The organism is Streptomyces sp. NPDC002896 (assembly GCF_040295225.1).
Taxonomy (GTDB): domain Bacteria; phylum Actinomycetota; class Actinomycetes; order Streptomycetales; family Streptomycetaceae; genus Streptomyces.
The window spans coordinates 58,734-77,520 of record NZ_JBEOVA010000027.1 but is presented as its reverse complement, the minus strand read 5'-3'; the positions used below and the strand labels follow the sequence as shown (position 1 = coordinate 77,520).

Here is an 18,787-nt window from a genome sequence, read left to right as displayed (position 1 = left end):
AGTACGACATGATCAAGCAGGTTGTGCACGAGGTGACCGGCCCCGTCGTCCCCGCCGGGGTCACCCTGGCCCTGGCCGTGGCGTACGAACTCCACGCTCCGCAGACGGAGACGCAGACGCAGTCGACGGTGCGGGCGCCGGAGGTGGCGATCCCGCAGCCCCAGCTGATGGGCCTCCGCACCAGCTCCGCCCGCCCCCACCGCCGCAAGGTCCCGCTGAAGCGGCTCACCCTGGCAATGTGCTGAACCGCAGGCCAGCGACTGCCGCGGGCACAACCCACCACGGCGGGTGCGCGTGAACATGGCTTAGGGCGTCGTACGGCGTGGGTGCAGCCCCAAGAGGGCGGCCCACGCCCCGGCATGTGCGTACACGCCCCGCACGCCATGCGACGCTGTTACCTGTCCCCAAGACGAACCGGACCCCGAGGAAGAAACCCGCATGAGCCCCGCCGAAGGCGAACCGCAGCGCATTCTGATCGTCGACGACGAGCCCGCCGTGCGGGAGGCTCTCCAGCGGAGCCTCGTCTTCGAGGGATACGACACCGAGGTCGCCGTCGACGGCGCGGACGCCCTGGAGAAGGCCACCGCGTACCAGCCCGACCTCGTCGTCCTCGACATCCAGATGCCCCGCATGGACGGCCTCACCGCGGCCCGCCGGATGCGCGGCGCGGGCACGACGACGCCCATCCTGATGCTGACAGCCCGCGACACGGTCGGCGACCGCGTCACCGGCCTTGACGCGGGCGCCGACGACTACCTGGTCAAGCCGTTCGAACTGGACGAGCTGTTCGCCCGTATCCGGGCCCTGCTGCGCCGCAGCACGTACGCCGCCACGGCGGTCGGCGCGCAGGAGGACGACGCGCTCACCTTCGCCGACCTGCGGATGGACCTCGCCACGCGCGAGGTCACCCGCGGCGGGCGGCCCGTCGAGCTGACCCGCACCGAGTTCACGCTCCTCGAGATGTTCCTCGCGCACCCGCGCCAGGTCCTCACGCGTGAGCAGATCCTCAAGGCGGTCTGGGGCTTCGACTTCGAGCCCTCCTCGAACTCTCTCGACGTGTACGTCATGTACCTGCGCCGCAAGACCGAGTCGGGCGGCGAGCCGCGCCTCGTGCACACGGTGCGCGGTGTGGGGTACGTCCTGAGGTCGGGTGGCGCCGAGTGATCAAGCGATACCGATCCCTGCCACTTCGCTCGCGGCTGGCGCTGCTGGTCGCCGCCGCGGTGGCGTTCGCGGTGGCGGCCGTGTCGATGACCTGCTGGTTCATCGTGCGCGGCAAGCTGTACGACGCGGTCGAGGACGACCTGCGGGCGGCGAACTCCCCGGTTCGGGCCTCCCTCCTCGGCGAGGTCCTGGGCGACTGCAGTCAGTCCACGCCCGAGCAGGGCGATTTCGGTCCCCAGCCGTCCACCTATTACATGCAGGTGATCAAGTCCGACGGCACCCCGTGCGTCTTCCCGTACTCCGCGGGCAAGGTGAACGTCGTCGGCGCCGACAAGGAAGTGGCGAAGGGCACGACCCGCGGCATGGGGATGTTCCGCAACGGCACCGACAGCGACGGCAACGACGTGCGGGTGCTGATCCTGCCCCTGATCGCCGACAACGGCCCCGGCGGGCAGTCACTGGTCGACAACCATGCTCTTCTGGTCGCCCTGCCCCTGCAGGACACCGAGAAGACCCTCAACGACCTCGCCCTCGTCCTCCTCCTGGTCTCGGGTATCGGTGTCGTCGGCGCCGGCGCAGCGGGACTGGCGGTGGCGCGGGCCGGCCTGCGCCCGGTCGACACCCTCACCGAAGCCGTCGAACACGTGGCCCGTACCGAGGACCTCACCGTCCGTATCCCGGCCGAGGGCGACGACGAGATCGCTCGCCTCTCGCGCTCCTTCAACTCGATGACGTCCGCGCTGGCGTCCTCACGGGATCTGCAGCAGCAGCTGATCGCGGACGCGGGCCACGAACTCCGTACCCCGCTGACCTCCCTCCGCACCAACATCGAGCTGCTCGTCCGCAGCGAGGAGACCGGACGGGCCATCCCGCCGGAGCACCGCAAGGCGCTGCTCGCGTCCGTGACGGCGCAGATGTCGGAGCTGGCCGCGCTGATCGGCGACCTGCAGGAGCTGTCCCGTTCCGACTCGGGTCAGCAGGGGGACAAGGCCGAGGTCGTCGCGTTGCACGACATCGCCGATGAGGCCCTGCGCCGCGCCCGTCTGCGCGGCCCGGAGCTGACGATCACCGCCGACCTCAAGCCGTGGTACGTGCGCTCCGAGCCGGCGGCCCTGGAGCGGGCGATCGTGAACATCCTGGACAATGCGGTGAAGTTCAGCCCGGAGGGCGCCACCATCGACGTCGTGCTCGACGGGGGCGAACTGACGGTGCGCGACCGCGGGCCCGGCATCCCCGCCGACGAGCTGCCGCACGTCTTCGACCGCTTCTGGCGCTCCCCGTCGGCCCGCGCACTCCCCGGCTCCGGCCTCGGCCTGTCGATCGTGGCTCGCACGGTGCAGCAGTCCGGCGGCGAGGTGACGCTCAGCCCCGCCGAGGGCGGCGGAACGGTGGCGACGATGCGGCTACCGGGCGCGGCGACCGCGCCTCCGGCTACCGCCGAGGCGCTGCCGACCGGCTACTAGTCCGGCCACCTGGTGTCGCCCGGGCGGATCCGGGCGCACCGCCGTGGGCATGGGAGGTACCCCCATCGCCTTGCGGAACGCCTGCCCACAGAACCGGTGGCGAGCCGTCAACCGATCAGGCGCACCCGCAGGAGCGCCGTACCACCAGCCGCGACGGGAACAGCTTCAGCCGCTCGCGGCGGGAGCCGGCGACGCGGAGGCTGTCGTCCAGCACGAGGTCGACTGCGGCGCGGGCCATCGCCGGGCGGTCCGATGCGACCGTGGTGAGCGGCGGATCCGTCAGCGCCGCTTCCTTGACGTCGTCGAAGCCGGCCACGGCCAGCTCGCCGGGCACGTCGATACGCAGCTCGCGGGCGGCCCGCAGCACGCCGATCGCCTGGTCGTCCGTGGCGCACACGATGGCCGGAGGCCGGTCGGGCCCGGCCAGCAGGCGCAGCGCGACCTTGTACGAGTCGTAGCGGTTGTAGGGGGCCTGGAAGAGGCGGCCCTCGGTCGGCCGGCCGGCCTCCCGCATCGCGCGGCGCCAGCCCTCGACGTGGTCGGCGACCGGGTCGCCGACGACCGGGGTCGCCTCGGTGATACCGAGGCAGGCGACGTACTCGTGGCCGTGCTCCAGCAGATGGCGGGTCGCGAGCTGCGCGCCACCGATGTCGTCCGTGACGACGGCGACGTCCTCTATGGCCTCGGGCCGCCGGTGCAGCAGCACCACGCGCGCGTCCCAGGCGTCGATCTCGGCGGCGGCCGTCTCACTGGGGCCCTGGCTGACGAGGATCAGCCCGGAGACCCGCATGCCGAGGAAGGCACGCAGGTAGTGGACCTCGCGCTCGTCCAGATAGTCGGAGTTGCCGACGAGCACCATCTTTCCGCGCTCGGCGGCGGCCTGCTCGACCGCGTGCGCCATCTCCCCGAAGAACGGCTGGCGCGCGTCCGGCACGATCATGCCTATGAGGTCCGTGCGGCGCGAGGCCATCGCCTGCGCCACCCGGTCGGGCCGGTAGCCCAGCTCCTTGATCGCGGCGAGAACGCGCTCGCGCGTGGCCGGGGCAACCGGCCGGGGTCCGTTGTTGATGACATAGCTCACGACGGCTGTGGACGTACCCGCCAGCCGTGCCACGTCATCCCTGGTTACCTTGGCCACGCGCGGAGTCTACGCGGATGGACCTACCTCTGGGCAGGGCGTACTGCTGCTTCTTCCGGTTCGGCCTCCAGAACGGGCGGCGCCTCGGCCGCCTCGTCCTCCACAGGAGGCGTCGGAGCCTTGGCAACGGCACCGTCGGCGCCGCGCTCGGCCTTCTCCGGAGTGACGAACCGATAACCGACATTCCGGACGGTTCCGATCAGCGACTCGTGCTCCGGGCCGAGCTTGGCCCGCAGTCGCCGCACGTGCACGTCGACCGTGCGCGTACCGCCGAAGTAGTCGTAGCCCCAGACCTCCTGCAGGAGCTGGGCGCGCGTGAAGACGCGGCCCGGGTGCTGGGCCAGGTACTTCAGCAGCTCGAACTCCTTGAAGGTCAGGTCCAGGACCCGGCCCTTCAGCTTCGCGCTGTACGTCGCCTCGTCCACCGACAGGTCGCCGTTGCGGATCTCCATCGGACTGTCGTCCGCGGTGATCTGCTGGCGGCCCATGGCGAGCCGCAGCCGCGCCTCGACCTCGGCCGGACCCGCGGTGTCGAGCAGTACGTCGTCGATGCCCCAGTCGGCGGTGACGGCCGCGAGACCGCCCTCCGTCACGACGAGGATCAGCGGACAGCCGGGCCCGGTGGACCGCAGCAGCTGGCACAGGCTCCGCACCTGTGGCAGGTCGCGTCGGCCGTCGATAAGAATCACGTCGGCACCCGGGGTGTCGACGAGAGCGGGTCCTTCCGCCGGGGCCACTCGCACGTTGTGCAGGAGCAGGCCGAGGGCGGGGAGCACCTCCGTCGACGGCTGGAGGGCGTTCGTCAGGAGCAGCAGAGAACTCATCGCGCCCCACCTGCCTGGGTCGTCGTTACGTCGTGCACGGTCAGCTCGCCCATTACGTCGGTTCCCTCCTCGGTCCCTGCGAGGACGTATTACGCGCGGCACTGCTTCGTACTGTGCGGGTCCCCGCGTCCCTGGGAAACCGCTGCGCCTCCATGCCGCCACGGGGTCCGTGGCCAGGTCGTATACGGCTTCGTATACGACACGTCTGAAAGCGCAAAAGGACCCGGGGGCGTCGCTGCCCGGATCCTCTGTCCAGCAGAATAGCCCACATGCGTTCCGTTCCGGCAGGTCAAGTCACGCGATCTTCTGTGCACCGGGTCACGGGAGGGACGCAGCGCGGACTCCTCCATACGGATGACGGGGTGGTCATCGACGCGCTTTACGAGCCGGGGTCGGGCGCGTTCCAGGAGCCCGCGATTGTGATCGCGCACGGTTTCACCGGTGATCTGGAGCGACCCCATGTACGCCGGGTCGCCGGTGTCCTCGGCCGGCACGCGCCCGTCATCACCTTCTCCTTCCGCGGCCACGGGGCGTCCGGCGGACGCTCCACCGTCGGCGACCGGGAGGTGCTCGACCTGGCGGCCGCCGTGCAGTGGGCCCGCGAGCTGGGGCATACGCGCATCGCGACGGTGGGCTTCTCCATGGGCGGCTCGGTGGTGCTGCGGCATGCGGCGCTGTACGGCGACGGGGCGGGTGCGAGCGCGGGTTCCGGTGCAGGGGGTGACTCTCGTATGGATGCTGACGCTCGTACGGACGCCGTGGTCGCCGTAAGCGCTCCGGCCCGCTGGTACTACCGGGGAACCGCCCCCATGCGGCGGCTGCACTGGCTGGTCACCCGGCCGATGGGGCGTGCCGTCGGCCGGTTCGGCCTGCGTACGCGGATTCACCACCGGGACTGGGATCCGGTCCCGCTCTCACCGGTCGAGGCGGTCCCGCTGATCGCTCCCGCGCCGCTGCTGATCGTCCACGGCGACCGCGACGGGTACTTCCCGCTGGATCATCCGCGCTCCCTCGCGGAGGCGGCCGGCGATGCGGCCGAGCTGTGGCTGGAACCCGGCATGGGCCATGCGGAGCACGCATCGGACGACGCGCTGCTGGCGCGGATCGGGGAGTGGGCGACGGCCGCGCTGCGGCCCGTACAGGGTGACGCCTCCGTTCCCGCGACTGCCGAGGCGTGACGCCTCCGGCTGTGTGACTACCGAGGCGTGACGCCTCCGTTCCTGTGACGTGCCTGTGCATCCGCTAATTCACAGGCAACCCACATGGCGGACCCAGTGGTCACCCAATCAGGGCCGTCACAGTCGTGCCCATGACGACCCAATTCGCCCCGCCGCCGTCGGCGCGGGAGACCACTCGCCGCCACGCCAGGTCCGGCGCACCGGACTCCTCCTCCCGCGTCCAGCGGGTCTTCCTGGGACGCCCCGAGGACCCGCGCTGGGCGCGCCCGGCCCTGTGGGCGGTCCTCGCCCTCGCGGCCGCGCTCTATCTCGTCAACTTCTCGCTGATCGGCCAGGCCAACACCTTCTACACGGCCGCCGTCTACAGCGGTACGCAGAGCTGGAAGGCCTTCTTCTTCGGCGCGCTGGACGCCGGGAGCTTCATCACGGTGGACAAGCCGCCGTTCGCCCTGTGGGTGATGGGCCTGTCCTGCCGGATCTTCGGTTATGGCACCTGGCAGATGATGCTGCCGATGGCGGCCGCGGGCGTGGCGTCCGTGGCGCTGCTGTACCGCATGGTGCGCCGCTCCTTCGGGCACGTCGCCGCGACGATCGCGGCCCTGGTGCTGGCGCTCACGCCCATCACGGTCGCGATCACCCGTGACAACAACCCGGACCCGATCCTGGTCCTGCTCATGCTGCTCGGCGCGGCCGCGCTGCTCAAGGCGGTGCGGACCGGCAAGCTGATGCCGCTGGTCTGGTCGGCCGTCGCGATCGGCTTCGCGTTCAACACCAAGATGATGCAGGGCCTGATCGTCCTGCCCGCGTTCTTCCTCGTCTACGTCTTCGCGGCGAAGGCAGGCTGGGGCAGGAAGATCCGCAATCTGGCGGTGGCGCTGGGCGCCCTGGTCGTCTCCGGCGGCTGGTGGATGTTCGTCGTCGACCTGTGGCCATCCGACTCCCGCCCGTACATCGGCGGCTCGACCGACAACACGGTCTGGGACCTCGTCATCGGCTACAACGGCTTCGGCCGGATCCTCGGCTCGAGCTCCGGGAACGGCGGCGGCCAGGGCGGCAGCTTCGGCGGCACCTCCGGCATCGCCCGGATGTTCAACGAGATCATGGGCGGCCAGATCTCCTGGCTGATCCCCTTCGCGATCGTCGCCCTCGTCGGCGGGCTGATCCTGCGCGGCCGCGCTCCTCGTACGGACCTGCAGCGCGCCTCGCTGATGCTGTGGGGCGGCTGGTTCGTCATCCACTATCTGACCTTCTCGCTCGCCGAGGGCACCTTCCACCCGTACTACGTGACCGCCATGGCCCCCGGCATCGCGGCGCTGTGCGGCGCGGGCGGCGTGGCCCTGTACCAGGCCTTCCGTGAGCGCCCCGCCGTGAAGTGGGGATGGGTGCTGCCCGCCGCCATCGCGGTCAGCGCGGTGTGGGCGATCGTCCTGCTCGAGCGGGACGGCGGATACGGGTGGCTGGAGGCCGGCATCGGTGTCCTCGCCGCGGTCTCCGTGCTCGGGCTCGTCGCCGGGCGGATCGGCAAGCGGCATCGCCTGATCGGGCTCGCCTCGCTCGCCGCGGTCGTCGCGCTGCTGGCCGGACCGGCCGCGTACAGCGTCGAGGCGGCCGCCTCGTCCACGAACGGCACGAACCCGACGGCCGGGGCCTCGGCTTCGGGGATGGGCGGTCCTGGGGGTGGCGGTGGCGGTATGGGCGGCCAGCGGCCGAGTGGCGGGCCGGGCACGTCCTCCTCTTCCTCCTCGTCCAGCTCGTCTTCGTCCTCGTCGTCCGACGGCGGGCAGATGGGGCAGCCGCCGGCCGCTCCGGGCGGGTCGCAGTCCGGCAGCGAGTCGGGTTCGGCTTCCGGTTCGACGTCCGGTTCGGCGACCGACGGCCAGTCCGGTTCGGCGTCCGGAGAGACGCAGAGCGGTACTCCCGGCGGGGGCGGCGGCATGGGCGGCGGCAGCGTCAGCTCCGAGATGATCACGTACCTGAAGAAGAACCAGGACGGTGCCCAGTGGCTGGTGGCCGTCGCCACCGACCAGACCGCGGCCTCGATCATCCTGGAGTCCGGTGAACCCGTGATCTCCATGGGCGGCTGGAGCGGCAGCGACAACGCCATGACGCTGGCCAAGCTGAAGCAGCTGGTCAAGGAGGGCAAGCTGCACTACATCATGATCAGCAGCGAGGGCGGCCGCGGTACCAGCTCGGAGATCTCCAAGTGGGTCCAGAAGCACGGCACGGCGGTCTCGGCCTCGGAGTACGGCGGCTCGTCGAGCTCCGGTTCCTCGAGCTCCTCCAGCTCCGCCGGCTCCTCGTCCAACGCCACGTCCACCAGCAGCGGTCTCTACCGCCTGGACGCCGACGACGTCAGCTGACGCCACCACCCCCTGACAGGCGGGCCGCCGGGTTGCTCCCCTTCCCGGCGGCCCGCCCTTGCGTACGATGCCGTTCCGGGACGCGCCATCATGGACGCAGACGATCGCCGGGACCGCTGAGAGGAGCCGCACATGGCAGCGGGGACCATCCGTTACTGGGCCGCCGCCAAGGCCGCTGCCGGTACCGCCGAGGAGCCGTACGAGGCGGAGACGCTCGCCGAGGCGCTGGACGCCGCACGTCTGCGCCACCCCGGCGAGCTCGTCCGTGTCCTTCAGCGGTGCTCGTTCCTCGTCGACGGGGACCCCGTGGGCACCCGCGGGCATGAGACGGTACGGCTGGCCGAGGGCGGCACGGTTGAGGTGCTCCCACCGTTCGCAGGAGGGTGACACCCGCAGTATGAGCAATCAGCCGTACGAGACGTACGAGCCGTATCTGCCGCCGCAGGCGTACGGGGCGGCTTCGCAGCCGTTGCCGCCGGAGGTGCCGACCTCTGCGGCACCGTATGGCGCCCCCTCGTCGGGGGTTCCCTCTCACGCCGAGGTGCCCGGCGACGTGGGTCGTGCCCACCCGTTCCGCCCAGCGGAACGCCTGCCCACGACGAGTCTCACCGCCGCTCAGCGGGCGCGGGCCGAAGGGCGCTCGCCCATCATCGAGCCCGGGCTGCAGCCCGCCGCGCTCACCGCCGTGCTCGGGCTGCTGCTCTCCGGGGCGGCGGCCGTCGGACAGTACGCGCTGCTCGTACCGCTTGTCGTGCTGCAGGCCGTGACCGCTGCCGGGTGGTTCCGGCTGAACGGGATGTGGCCGGCCCGGCAGGGCATCGCGCTCGCCTTCGCGGGCGCCCTCGCCGCCGACGCGGCCCTGCTGGTCGCCGGGCGCGGGAACGGACCGGCCGCGATCCTCGGCACGCTCGGCGTGTGGGTGCTGCTCGCCCTCGTCCTGCAGCTGCGCAGCCATGCCGCGCCGGACGAGCGGATGCACGGGCTGATGGCGACCGTCGCATCGGCGGCGCTCGCGATCGTCGCGGCCGGACATCTGGCGGCCGCGCCGGACGCCGTCACGGTGGGCGGGATCGCGGTGGCCGCCGCCGTGCTTGTGAGAGCGCTCCTGCGGGCCTTTTCGGTGCCTACCGTGATCTCCGTCGTACTGGCGTCGGCGGCCGCAGCCGGGGCCGGAGTCGCCGTGGGCCGTATCGCGTCGCTGTCCGGCGGTGCCGACGGGACGCAGGTCGCGTTGCTGGGGCTCGGCGCCGGGGTGTGTGCGCTGATCGGGCACCGGGTGGCCAGTTACGACTATCCGTCGCGGTTCGTGCACATGACCGCCGGGGTCGCCCTTCCGCTGGCGGCGGCCGCACCTGCCGTGTACCTGCTGGGGCGGGGGCTCGGCTGATCCCTGCTGCGGGTTCCGGCCCATCGCCCGGGCCTCGCGCCCATCGTCACAGCTGATCGACAAGTCCTCTGCGGGCCCCCGGACCGGGGGCCCGCCCGCGTTAGGCTCGGCGGAACCGGGGCTCCCGGTAGTGGGACACGGCCAGCGACCGGGCCGTGGTCCGCTGTCGCCGAGGCAGGGGGAACAGACCGAGCCATGCGCGCACTCCGAGTACTCGTCATCATCGCCGTCATCCTCGGCGGCCTGTTCGTCCTCGCCGACCGGGTCGCTGTCGCCTTCGCGGAGAACGAGGCCGCGGACCGGCTGCGCGCGAGCGAGGGCCTGGACAGCACCCCCGACGTGTCGATCAACGGCTTCCCGTTCCTCACCCAGCTCGCGAGCGGCAAGCTCGACGACGTGGAGATCGGGATCAAGAACTTCGAGGCCTCCACCACGGGCAGCGGCAACGGGAACGGCAACGACAGCGGCGCGGACACCATCCGTATCGCCAAGCTGTCCGCCCATATGCGCGGTGTCACCTTCTCCGGCGACTACAGTTCCGCGACCGCCGACACGGCCTCCGGAACCGCCCTCATCTCCTACGACGAGCTGCTCAAGGCCGCGCAGGTCGAGCCCGTCCAGGTGATGCCGGGCCTCACCGCCAAGGTGACCCGCCTGTCCGACGGTGGCAACGGCAGGATCAAGGTCGGCATCGAGCTCACAGGCAGTCTGCTCGGCAAGAAGGTCACCGAGTCGGTGTCGGTGCTCAGCTCGGTCAAGGTCGACGGCGACAGCGTGAAGGTGGACGCCACCACGCTGCCCAATCTGCCCTTCTCCGTCGCCGAGGATCGCGTCCGCGAGATCACCGACTTCGAGCAGAAGATCGACGGGCTGCCCGGCGGCATCAAGCTGGACAAGGTGCAGGCGGCCGGGGACGGCGTCGAGATCTCCGTGACGGGTTCGGATGTGAAGCTCGCCGGGTAGCGAGAAAACCGGACGTCGTTCCGTACGGGTGGTGTCCCGTGTGCGTCTCGTGCGTGTCCGGTGTCCGAAGAGCGAGACGAGGCCGTCCGTACAGCAGATGCGACGCTCCCCGCTCCGGCGCCCCGGCTGCGCCGAGCGCCTCTCACCGACTCGTGTATCCACGATGCGGACGATCGCGTCTCACTATCCGACACGCCGGTGACATGTCCGCCCGTACCTCCCTACGATCGGACGCATGAAGCACCAGGCGGATCTTACGAAGCGGCGGGCAGTAGACCTGTGCCGCGTCGCCGCCATGCTCTGTCGCAGCTTCTGAGCGGGAGCACGACTCCCGTATCCCGAGGCCCCTTCGAAGCCTTCGCGTATCCGCGCCGCCATCCAGCGCTGCCCGCCATCGGGCCCGCCGGTCGCGCTTTACGCCCACCCGACGAACATCCCGCCGCAACTGCCCCGGAGGAGAAGAAGCATGAGCCGCAGCGACGTCCTGGTCGACGCCGACTGGGTCCAGGAGCACCTGGACGACCCGAAGGTTGTCATCGTCGAGGTCGACGAGGACACGTCCGCGTACGAGAAGAACCACATCAAGAACGCCATCCGGATCGACTGGAAGAAGGACCTGCAGGACCCGGTCCGCCGTGACTTCGTCGACCAGGCCGGCTTCGAGAAGCTGCTCTCCGAGCGCGGTATCGCCAACGACGACACCGTGATCCTCTACGGCGGCAACAACAACTGGTTCGCGTCCTACGCCTACTGGTACTTCAAGCTGTACGGCCACGAGAGCGTCAAGCTCCTCGACGGCGGCCGCAAGAAGTGGGAGCTCGACTCCCGCGACCTGGTCGCCGATGTCCCGACCCGCCCGGCCACCGAGTACAAGGCCAAGGCCCAGGACACCTCCATCCGCGCCTTCCGTGACGACGCCGTCGCCGCGATCGGCAACCAGAACCTGGTCGACGTGCGTTCGCCCGACGAGTTCAGCGGCAAGCTGCTCGCCCCGGCGCACCTGCCGCAGGAGCAGTCGCAGCGTCCGGGCCACATCCCGTCCGCCCGCAACATCCCGTGGTCCAAGAACGCCAACGACGACGGCACCTTCAAGTCGGACGGCGAGCTCAAGGAGCTCTACGCCGAGGAGAACGTCGACCTGGCCAAGGACACCATCGCCTACTGCCGCATCGGTGAGCGCTCCGCGCTGACCTGGTTCGTGCTGCACGAGCTGCTCGGCGTGGAGAACGTCAAGAACTACGACGGCTCCTGGACCGAGTACGGCTCCCTCGTCGGCGTGCCGATCGAGCTCGGCGCCAACAAGTAACCAGCAACCTCAATCCCGGCCGCCCGGCCTACTTTCACTTACATAGGAGAACGCATGTGTGGAGCGCAGGTCGGCGGCCCCGACGCCTCGACGATCAAGCCCGGTGAGACCACCATCCAGGGCCAGGTGACCCGTAACGGCGAGCCCGTCACCGGTTACGTGCGCCTGCTGGACTCGACCGGCGAGTTCACCGCCGAGGTCCCGACCTCGGCAACCGGCCAGTTCCGGTTCTACGCGGCCGAGGGCACGTGGACCGTGCGCGCCCTGGTGCCGGGTGCGACCGCGGACCGCACGGTCGTCGCCCAGACGGGTGGCCTCGCCGAGGTCGCGATCGCCGTCTGAGCCACTCGACGTGCCACTCGGCGCACGAGTAGGTCGCTGAACGGCTGAAGGGCCGCACCCCAGGGGGTTGGACGCCACCACTGGACGGGGTGCGGTCCTTCGGCTTGTCCGCGGTCGGCATGTCAGCGGCGCGGAGCTCCATGCGGCCGCGCCGGGCGGGGTCGAGGCGGCCGGACCCGCACTACGCTGGACTTATGTACGCCCGAAGGCGCCATATCTACTTCGCCATGATGGGCACGTGTCTGGCCCTGTTCGTCCTGGCCTGGGGAGTCGTGCGCCTCTGGTCGATTCCCGTGGCGGTGGGGATGTGCGTCGTGGCGATGGTGATCCCGCCGGTCGCCGCGATGATCGCCAACCGGCGCGGCCCGGACGACCGCTGGTGGGACGATCCGTCCGGGGACCCCACGTCGGACGAGTGGTGGGACGAACTCGACGGCAAGAAGCGGCACCGCTAGCCGGCCTGGGCAGGCCTCCCGGCACCTGCCGTCGGCCTCCTGGTACCTGCCGTCGGCCTCCTGGCCATCGGCTTCCTGGTCAGTAGACGAGCGCCTGGGCGTCGTCCGCCATCGCCTCGCCCACGAAGACCTGCGCGCCCGCGATCCGTACGCCCTCGATCACGTCCTTCTCCGTGATGTCGCGACGGGCCGCGCACTGGGTGCAGAGCGTGACTTGGCCGGCGGCCAGCACCGAGTCGAGCAGATCGGGCAGCGGCGCGGCGTGCGGCAGCTCGAACTCCGCGGCCCGCCCCGGCAGCGCGAACCACGCCGACTCACCGGTCAGCCACAGCGAGACCTCCACTCCGCTGGCGACGGCCACCGCCGCCACCGTGAAGGCCTGCGAGCACCGCTCTGGGGCATCGGCCCCGGCGGTCACCTTGATCACGAGCTTCTTCGCCATGTTCGAATCGTAATCAAGATCCGCACAACCAAGGCTGTTGCCTGTGGGTCTCCTGTGCGCGCAGTTACGGAAGCTGCGATTCACTTCTGTGAGGACATGTCTTGGAAGTCCAGGAAGCACAGGAAACGCCTCAAGAACCTGGGCCTGAGCGCGTACGACCCGCTCGCCGGCGTGGGCGTACGACGCTGCTGATCGCGACAGCCGCGGCTCTGGGAGCCGTCGCCGGCATCTGCACCGGATACCTCGTCCAGGCCGACCGGAAGCCGACCCCGCTCCCGCCGCTCTCGCAACCGGTGGTCGAGCAGTCCAAGGGCAAGGCGCCCGAGCCGCTGTCCGCCGCTCAGGACCGCAAGGTGAAGACCGACGGCGATCTGCGCAAGCTGCTGCTCATGAGGCCCAGCGGGGCGCGGGACGCCGTCTACCCGTCGGGCCACGACGGCTGGCTGTCGCTGATCGAGGACGCGGACTCGTACACCAAGCCGGACCAGGCCTTCAGCGACCTCGTCGCCGACGAGTTCCGGCGCGCGGCCGTCACCAGCTGGCGGGTCGGCAGTACGTACACCGTCGAGATCCGGCTCGTGCAGTACCGGGGTGAGGAGAACGGCTCCGCCGCCGCGGACGCCGCCGAGGGACAGATGTACTGGGCGGAGAAGGAGGGCGGCAGCAGCGAGGCCCTTCCCGGCACGGGCGACGGAATGGTGTACGCCCACGACAAGCCCGACCAGAAGCCCGGCTACCTCCCGGTGTACGAGGCCGAGGCGATCGCCTGGCGCGGTGACATCGCCATGCAGATCTGGGTCTACGACACCAAGCCGATCCCCAAGGAGAAGATCATGGACCTGGCCAAGCGGCAGATGGGGCGGTTGTGAGCGAGTTCCGGGGCTCAGAGCCCCTGCCCGGGCCGCCGGTCGAGCCGCAGCGGCCGGCGGAGCCCGTATGGGCGGCAGGCCAGGCGCCGCTGGGATGGCCGCAGCCACCGCAGCCACCGCAGCCGCAGGGGCCGGAGTCGCAGGAGAGGCCGGAGAAGCCGGCTTTGCGTCGACGCCTGCTGGTGGTGACCGCTTCCGTCGTGGCGCTCGCCGCGGTCGTCGGCGGTATCGGGTACACGGCCGTGACCGTCAACGCCGCCGACCGCGATGCAGGGGCGCCCGTCTGGCGTTTCCCGAAGGAGAAGAGCGGCGACGGGAAGGCTGCCGGCAAGAAGGGCGACGACAAGGCCGGGTCCTCGTCGAAACTCGGCGACATGCTGCTGCCCTACGGCACCGACGGCTACACGCGCGGGCCCGACATCGACGAGTTCGGCGCGGACGCGGAGCTCAACGGGCGTAAGGCCACCGCCCTGCACAAGGAGTCCATACGCGACCTCCCCCGGACCCAGCGGCGACAGCTGGAGAAGGAGATAGACAAGCAGCGCATCCAGGGCATGGCGATGCGCAGCTACCTCAGCACCGACGCCGCGTACAACTCCACCGCCTACGCCGACAGCGCCTTCACCGTCAGCGTCGTGCTGTCCCAGATGGAGAACAAGCAGGCCGTCCGCGAGATCGTCACCTTCCAGAACGAGTTCTTCAACGCCCTGAAGATCTTCCGCAAGGGGCCGGAGATCAAGGGCCACAAGAACGCGGAGTGCTTCCTGCCGCCCACGGACAAGGACGAGAAGCTCGACATGATGCTCTGCTCCGCATACGTGGGCGACATACAGGTCACCGCCACCGCGTACGGCGTCAAGCCGCTGGACAAGGGCAGTGTGGCGAAGATGCTGGCCGAGCAGCTCGACCGCATCAGCGAGCCGGGGGAGGCGGTATGAGCGAGCAGTTCCAGACCCAGGGCCAAGCGCAGCCGCAGGCTCAGTGGCCTGCGCAGGCACAGCCACAGCCGCAGCCGCAGCCGCAGCCCCACGCCCAGTGGCCTGCGCAGGCGCCCGCACCCGCGCCTCCCATACCCCCGCTGCCCCCGACCGCCGGCTACCCCGAGGACCCGGCCGCCCGCCCCAAGAAGGACCGCCGCGTCCTGCGCACCGTCCTCCGCTGGACCGCCGCCGCCGTGGTCTTCGCGGCGGTGGGCACGTCCGCCGCGTACGGCATCACGCAGATGAAGCGCACGGACGTGCCGGGTCTGGCGACGGAGTCCGACGGGCGCTGGGAGTACCCCGAGATCGTGCGGCCGCCGCTGCCCGACGGCAGCCCGGGCCCCTTCGACGACGCCAACACGGCCGGTGCCCACTACGCGGACCTCAGGGCCCTTGTCCTGCCCGCGCCCAAGGGCGCCAAGGCGGATGCGGCGCTGCGCGGCGAGGACGGCTGGCTGGCCACCAAGACCCTCCTGGCCGAGTACGACGACAAGGAGGACCGGAAGACGGTCGGGCAGCTGTTCACCGACCACGGCCTGCGGCACATCGCGGCCCGCGGCTGGACCACCCCGGACGGCACGCACACGCGGATCTATCTGCTGCAGTTCAACACCGCCGCCGTGGTGGACACGATCCGGGAGGACTTCTTCGGCTACGACTCGCCGACGTACGAGCTGCGCGGCGCCACGGAGGTCCAGCACGACGAGAAGTTCCCGCAGGCGGGCACCCAGAGCGACGTGGGGCGCTACCCCTACGACGAGGCCAAGCCGTACGGCGCCGAGCAGACAAGGCAGGCGTACATCACCGCCGGGGACGTCCTGGGGCTCGTCGTGCAGTCGCGGAAGGGCAAGGCCGCGGCCGTCCCCTTCCAGCAGACGGTCGTCCTGCAGAGCCAGCTCCTCGGCTGAGAAACTCCTCGGCTGAACCGGGTCCGCAGGGACCTCGCCGTGAGGCCAGTGCCCCACCCGACTAGAGTGGGGCCGGGCCCCTGTCCTTACCCCGTACTCGGCCTAGCCGAGTGGGGGACCGCATCCACCGCTCACCCGAGGAGCACCCCGTGCTTGAGGTTTTCTTCGAAGCCCTGCTGGTTCTGGTCTGCGTCGGCGTTCTCGCGTTCGCCGGGCTGACCGTGAAGAAGCTGTACCAGGGTCAGCGCTGAGCCCCGTAACCCACTCCGGAAACGTCTGAGCAGCTCATGATCGAGATCCCGTCCGACCTCCACAAGGACCTCGTCCCCCTCGCCTTCCTCCTCGGAAACTGGGCGGGCGCGGGCGTCACCGACTTCCCCGGTGGCGAGAAGGCCAACTTCGGCCAGGAAGTCACGTTCACCCACGACGGGCGGGACTTCCTCGCGTACCACTCGCACACCTGGGTCCTCGACGCCGAGGGCAACAAGGTCAAGCCGCTGGAGTCCGAGCACGGCTTCTGGCGTATCGACAAGGACCGCAAGGTCGAGGTCGTGATGGTCCGCGACGACGGTGTCGTCGAGGTCTGGTACGGCGAGCTGGCCGACAAGAAGCCGCAGATCGACCTCGCCACGGACGCCGTCGCGCGCACCGCCGCCTCCGGCCCCTACAGCGGCGGCAAGCGGCTGTACGGGTACGTGAAGGGCGACCTGATGTGGGTCGGCGAGAAGCAGACCCCCGAGGTGCCGCTGCGGCCGTACATGTCGGCGCAGCTGAAGAAGGTCGTCACGCCCGAGGACGTCGAGCGCTGGGCCAAGGCCCTCCCCGACGACATGCCCGACGACGGCATCGCCTTCTTCAAGTAGTCCTAGACTTCAGGTGTGGTGAGCACCGACTGGAAGAGCGATCTGCGGCAGCGCGGCTACCGGCTGACGCCGCAGCGGCAGCTTGTCCTCGAAGCCGTCGACACCCTCGAGCACGCGACCCCCGACGACATCCTCTGCGAAGTGCGGAAGACGGCGTCGGGGGTCAACATTTCCACGGTGTACCGGACCCTGGAGCTCCTGGAGGAGCTCGGCCTGGTCAGCCACGCCCATCTCGGGCACGGAGCGCCGACGTACCACCTCGCGGACCGCCACCACCACATCCATCTGGTGTGCCGGGACTGCACGAACGTCATCGAGGCCGATGTCGCGATCGCGGCCGAGTTCACCGCGAAGCTGCGGGACACCTTCGGCTTCGACACCGATATGAAGCATTTCGCGATCTTCGGGCGGTGCAGGGACTGCGGCACGGCGGAGAGCGCGAGGGGGAACGCGGCGGAGAACCCCGCGCAGAACCAGGCCGAGAACCAGGCCGAGAAATAAAAAAGACGACCACCGGGTCGTACTGTGAGTGGATATGCAGCAACTATCGAAGCGCAGCCCTCTGCTCTCCCTGCCCGGCGCCGTCCCCGCCGAGGGCGTGGACGAGGGCGTAGCCGCCCACTACGGCGACCTGTTCCGTGAGCAGCGTGCCCTCGCCGACGGCACCGGCTTCGTCGACCTCTCGCACCGCGGCGTCGTCACGGTCACCGGTGAGGACCGGCTCAGCTGGCTGCACCTGCTGCTCACCCAGCACGTGAGCGAACTCCCGGCGGGCCAGGCCACCGAGGCCCTGATCCTCTCCGCGCACGGCCACATCGAGCACGCGCTGTACCTCGTCGACGACGGCGAGACGGTCTGGGCGCACGTCGAACCGGGCACGCAGGACGCGCTCATCGCGTACCTGGAGTCCATGAAGTTCTTCTACCGCGTCGAAGTCGCCGACCGGACCGACGAGTTCGCGGTGGTCCATCTGCCGGCCGGCTCGATCGCCGCCGTGCCCGACGGCGTCGTCGTACGCGAGACCGCGCACGGCCGCGACCTCTTCCTGCCGCGGTCGGAGCTGGAGTCGTACGCCGAGCGCAGCGGCCCGGCGATCGGCATCCTCGCGTACGAGGCCCTGCGCGTCGAAGCCCACCGGCCCCGGCTCGGCTTCGAGACCGACCACCGCACCATCCCGCACGAACTGGGCTGGATCGGCACCGCAGTCCACCTCCAGAAGGGCTGCTACCGGGGGCAGGAGACCGTCGCCCGGGTGCAGAACCTCGGAAAGCCGCCGCGCCGTCTCGTCTTTCTGCACCTGGACGGCAGCGAGGTGCACCTGCCGCCGCACGGCGCCGACATCCGCCTCGCCGACGAGGGCCCCGACGGCCGGAAGATCGGCTTCGTCACGACCTCCGTACGCCACCATGAGCTCGGCCCGATCGCGCTGGCGCTCGTGAAGCGGAACGTGCCGGTGGACGCGCGGCTCGTCGCCGATACGACGGCCGCGGCCCAGGAGGTCGTCGTCGAGCCCTGACCGTAAGCCTGTGTGCGGGTGGCCGGATCTGGCGGTCAGATTTCCAGGAGCACCGTGAACGGGCCGTCGTTCGTCAGCGACACGCGCATCTTCGCGCCGAACCGGCCCGTCGCCACCGTCGCGCCCAGCGAGCGCAGCTGGGCCACGACCTCGTCCACGAGCGGCTCGGCGACATCGCCGGGAGCGGCGGCGTTCCAGGTGGGGCGGCGTCCCTTGCGGGCGTCCCCGTAGAGCGTGAACTGGCTGATGACCAGCAGCGGGGCGTCGATGTCGCTGCACGACCTCTCGTCGGACAGCATGCGGATCGACCAGAGTTTTCGGGCGAGCTGGGCCGCCTTCTCCTTGGTGTCCTCGTGGGTGACCCCCACGAGGACGCACAGGCCCTCGCCGCTGATCTCGCCGACCGTCTCGCCGTCCACGACGACGCTCGCGCCGTCCACCCTCTGCACCACTGCACGCATACGGACCATCATGCCGCGCGGCCGGCAGAGCCCCCCTTTAGGGTTGTCGGCCTCCGCTTGGCATGCTCCCGAAGCGCCCATCCGGGGCGGATCGGGCGCACTCGCCCCCATGGCTGCCACCTGGGGTGGCACGATGCTCACACGCAGTGAGACGTGCGGAGCGCCGCA

Annotated in this window: 22 protein-coding genes; 18 read left to right on the top strand and 4 right to left on the bottom strand. The window is 70.4% G+C overall.

Annotated features, from left to right (window positions below; genetic code table 11):
- Positions 1–8 precede the first annotated feature (8 nt).
- The 3 genes from ABT009_RS35740 (at position 9) to ABT009_RS35730 (ending at position 2,627) form a co-directional block, all read left to right on the top strand.
- Complete coding sequence (locus ABT009_RS35740) at positions 9–245, top strand: hypothetical protein (RefSeq protein WP_351304777.1); 237 nt, start codon at positions 9–11, stop codon at positions 243–245.
- 193 nt (positions 246–438) lie between these two features.
- The gene (locus ABT009_RS35735) at positions 439–1,164 is read left to right on the top strand and encodes a response regulator transcription factor (protein ID WP_351304775.1); all 726 of its coding nucleotides are present in this window, start codon (positions 439–441) and stop codon (positions 1,162–1,164) included.
- Positions 1,161–2,627, top strand: coding sequence for a sensor histidine kinase (locus tag ABT009_RS35730; RefSeq protein ID WP_351304772.1), 1,467 nt, complete (start codon positions 1,161–1,163; stop codon positions 2,625–2,627). Before ABT009_RS35735 ends, ABT009_RS35730 begins: the two co-directional genes overlap by 4 nt.
- Positions 2,628–2,742: 115 nt before the next feature.
- Here ABT009_RS35730 and ABT009_RS35725 read toward each other — a convergent pair whose 3' ends face one another.
- Complete coding sequence (locus tag ABT009_RS35725) at positions 2,743–3,765, bottom strand: LacI family DNA-binding transcriptional regulator (RefSeq protein ID WP_351304770.1); 1,023 nt, start codon at positions 3,763–3,765, stop codon at positions 2,743–2,745.
- Positions 3,766–3,788: 23 nt separating this feature from the next.
- Positions 3,789–4,589 carry a winged helix-turn-helix transcriptional regulator gene (locus ABT009_RS35720; protein ID WP_351304767.1) on the bottom strand — a complete coding sequence of 267 codons (801 nt, stop codon included), beginning with the start codon at positions 4,587–4,589 and terminating at the stop codon, positions 3,789–3,791.
- A 269-nt stretch (positions 4,590–4,858) separates the two neighbouring features.
- On the opposite strand from ABT009_RS35720, the gene ABT009_RS35715 reads away from it, so the two are divergent.
- The 9 genes from ABT009_RS35715 (at position 4,859) to ABT009_RS35675 (ending at position 12,580) form a co-directional block, all read left to right on the top strand.
- Complete coding sequence (locus ABT009_RS35715) at positions 4,859–5,767, top strand: alpha/beta hydrolase (RefSeq protein WP_351304764.1); 909 nt, start codon at positions 4,859–4,861, stop codon at positions 5,765–5,767.
- A gap of 131 nt (positions 5,768–5,898) precedes the next feature.
- Positions 5,899–8,127, top strand: coding sequence for a mannosyltransferase YkcB-related protein (locus tag ABT009_RS35710; RefSeq protein WP_351304761.1), 2,229 nt, complete (start codon positions 5,899–5,901; stop codon positions 8,125–8,127).
- Positions 8,128–8,259: 132 nt separating this feature from the next.
- Positions 8,260–8,514: a MoaD/ThiS family protein gene (locus ABT009_RS35705; protein ID WP_351304758.1), complete on the top strand. Its 255-nt coding sequence runs from the start codon at positions 8,260–8,262 to the stop codon at positions 8,512–8,514.
- A complete protein-coding gene (locus ABT009_RS35700; RefSeq protein ID WP_351304755.1) occupies positions 8,450–9,514 on the top strand; it encodes a hypothetical protein in 1,065 nt (354 codons plus the stop codon). Before ABT009_RS35705 ends, ABT009_RS35700 begins: the two co-directional genes overlap by 65 nt.
- Positions 9,515–9,709: 195 nt before the next feature.
- A complete protein-coding gene (locus tag ABT009_RS35695) occupies positions 9,710–10,477 on the top strand; it encodes an LmeA family phospholipid-binding protein (RefSeq protein ID WP_351304752.1) in 768 nt (255 codons plus the stop codon).
- A gap of 235 nt (positions 10,478–10,712) precedes the next feature.
- Positions 10,713–10,793: an Ms5788A family Cys-rich leader peptide gene (locus ABT009_RS35690; RefSeq protein ID WP_351304903.1), complete on the top strand. Its 81-nt coding sequence runs from the start codon at positions 10,713–10,715 to the stop codon at positions 10,791–10,793.
- Positions 10,794–10,943: 150 nt separating this feature from the next.
- A complete protein-coding gene (locus ABT009_RS35685) occupies positions 10,944–11,783 on the top strand; it encodes a sulfurtransferase (protein WP_351304749.1) in 840 nt (279 codons plus the stop codon).
- Positions 11,784–11,837: 54 nt separating this feature from the next.
- Positions 11,838–12,125, top strand: a complete 288-nt coding sequence (locus tag ABT009_RS35680; RefSeq protein ID WP_351304746.1) for a DUF1416 domain-containing protein — start codon at positions 11,838–11,840, stop codon at positions 12,123–12,125.
- Between the two features lie 194 nt (positions 12,126–12,319).
- Positions 12,320–12,580, top strand: coding sequence for a DUF3099 domain-containing protein (locus ABT009_RS35675; protein WP_351304743.1), 261 nt, complete (start codon positions 12,320–12,322; stop codon positions 12,578–12,580).
- Positions 12,581–12,659: 79 nt separating this feature from the next.
- Here ABT009_RS35675 and ABT009_RS35670 read toward each other — a convergent pair whose 3' ends face one another.
- Positions 12,660–13,022, bottom strand: a complete 363-nt coding sequence (locus ABT009_RS35670; protein ID WP_351304740.1) for a DsrE family protein — start codon at positions 13,020–13,022, stop codon at positions 12,660–12,662.
- 101 nt (positions 13,023–13,123) lie between these two features.
- Here ABT009_RS35670 and ABT009_RS35665 point away from each other — a divergent pair, with 101 nt between their 5' ends.
- The 6 genes from ABT009_RS35665 to ygfZ all read left to right on the top strand — a co-directional run bounded on the left by ABT009_RS35665 (position 13,124) and on the right by ygfZ (position 18,158).
- A complete protein-coding gene (locus ABT009_RS35665; RefSeq protein WP_351304737.1) occupies positions 13,124–13,891 on the top strand; it encodes a hypothetical protein in 768 nt (255 codons plus the stop codon).
- Between the two features lie 164 nt (positions 13,892–14,055).
- Positions 14,056–14,829: a hypothetical protein gene (locus ABT009_RS35660; RefSeq protein WP_351304734.1), complete on the top strand. Its 774-nt coding sequence runs from the start codon at positions 14,056–14,058 to the stop codon at positions 14,827–14,829.
- A complete protein-coding gene (locus ABT009_RS35655) occupies positions 14,826–15,779 on the top strand; it encodes a hypothetical protein (RefSeq protein WP_351304732.1) in 954 nt (317 codons plus the stop codon). The genes ABT009_RS35660 and ABT009_RS35655 overlap by 4 nt, the downstream gene beginning before the upstream one ends.
- A 287-nt stretch (positions 15,780–16,066) precedes the next feature.
- The gene (locus tag ABT009_RS35650) at positions 16,067–16,642 is read left to right on the top strand and encodes a heme-binding beta-barrel domain-containing protein (protein WP_351304730.1); all 576 of its coding nucleotides are present in this window, start codon (positions 16,067–16,069) and stop codon (positions 16,640–16,642) included.
- Positions 16,643–16,657: 15 nt separating this feature from the next.
- Complete coding sequence (locus tag ABT009_RS35645; protein WP_351304727.1) at positions 16,658–17,143, top strand: Fur family transcriptional regulator; 486 nt, start codon at positions 16,658–16,660, stop codon at positions 17,141–17,143.
- Positions 17,144–17,177: 34 nt separating this feature from the next.
- Positions 17,178–18,158 carry a CAF17-like 4Fe-4S cluster assembly/insertion protein YgfZ gene (ygfZ, locus tag ABT009_RS35640; RefSeq protein ID WP_351304724.1) on the top strand — a complete coding sequence of 327 codons (981 nt, stop codon included), beginning with the start codon at positions 17,178–17,180 and terminating at the stop codon, positions 18,156–18,158.
- A gap of 35 nt (positions 18,159–18,193) precedes the next feature.
- On the opposite strand, the gene dtd is transcribed toward ygfZ, so the two are convergent.
- Entirely contained in the window at positions 18,194–18,619 is a 426-nt protein-coding gene (gene dtd / locus ABT009_RS35635) for a D-aminoacyl-tRNA deacylase (protein WP_181658238.1), read from the bottom strand.
- Between the last annotated feature and the right edge of the window lie 168 nt (positions 18,620–18,787).

What these genes read in the sequence shown, in the direction of transcription:
- ABT009_RS35740 (WP_351304777.1), top strand. Translation starts at nt 9, where the DNA reads ATGATCAAGCAGGTTGTGCACGAGGTGACCGGCCCCGTCGTCCCCGCC.
- ABT009_RS35735 (WP_351304775.1), top strand. Translation starts at nt 439, where the DNA reads ATGAGCCCCGCCGAAGGCGAACCGCAGCGCATTCTGATCGTCGACGAC.
- ABT009_RS35720 (WP_351304767.1), bottom strand. Translation starts at nt 4,589, where the DNA reads ATGAGTTCTCTGCTGCTCCTGACGAACGCCCTCCAGCCGTCGACGGAG.
- ABT009_RS35715 (WP_351304764.1), top strand. Translation starts at nt 4,859, where the DNA reads ATGCGTTCCGTTCCGGCAGGTCAAGTCACGCGATCTTCTGTGCACCGG.
- ABT009_RS35710 (WP_351304761.1), top strand. Translation starts at nt 5,899, where the DNA reads ATGACGACCCAATTCGCCCCGCCGCCGTCGGCGCGGGAGACCACTCGC.
- ABT009_RS35705 (WP_351304758.1), top strand. Translation starts at nt 8,260, where the DNA reads ATGGCAGCGGGGACCATCCGTTACTGGGCCGCCGCCAAGGCCGCTGCC.
- ABT009_RS35700 (WP_351304755.1), top strand. Translation starts at nt 8,450, where the DNA reads ATGAGACGGTACGGCTGGCCGAGGGCGGCACGGTTGAGGTGCTCCCAC.
- ABT009_RS35695 (WP_351304752.1), top strand. Translation starts at nt 9,710, where the DNA reads ATGCGCGCACTCCGAGTACTCGTCATCATCGCCGTCATCCTCGGCGGC.
- ABT009_RS35690 (WP_351304903.1), top strand. Translation starts at nt 10,713, where the DNA reads ATGAAGCACCAGGCGGATCTTACGAAGCGGCGGGCAGTAGACCTGTGC.
- ABT009_RS35685 (WP_351304749.1), top strand. Translation starts at nt 10,944, where the DNA reads ATGAGCCGCAGCGACGTCCTGGTCGACGCCGACTGGGTCCAGGAGCAC.
- ABT009_RS35680 (WP_351304746.1), top strand. Translation starts at nt 11,838, where the DNA reads ATGTGTGGAGCGCAGGTCGGCGGCCCCGACGCCTCGACGATCAAGCCC.
- ABT009_RS35675 (WP_351304743.1), top strand. Translation starts at nt 12,320, where the DNA reads ATGTACGCCCGAAGGCGCCATATCTACTTCGCCATGATGGGCACGTGT.
- ABT009_RS35670 (WP_351304740.1), bottom strand. Translation starts at nt 13,022, where the DNA reads ATGGCGAAGAAGCTCGTGATCAAGGTGACCGCCGGGGCCGATGCCCCA.
- ABT009_RS35655 (WP_351304732.1), top strand. Translation starts at nt 14,826, where the DNA reads ATGAGCGAGCAGTTCCAGACCCAGGGCCAAGCGCAGCCGCAGGCTCAG.
- ABT009_RS35650 (WP_351304730.1), top strand. Translation starts at nt 16,067, where the DNA reads ATGATCGAGATCCCGTCCGACCTCCACAAGGACCTCGTCCCCCTCGCC.
- ygfZ (WP_351304724.1), top strand. Translation starts at nt 17,178, where the DNA reads ATGCAGCAACTATCGAAGCGCAGCCCTCTGCTCTCCCTGCCCGGCGCC.
- dtd (WP_181658238.1), bottom strand. Translation starts at nt 18,619, where the DNA reads ATGCGTGCAGTGGTGCAGAGGGTGGACGGCGCGAGCGTCGTCGTGGAC.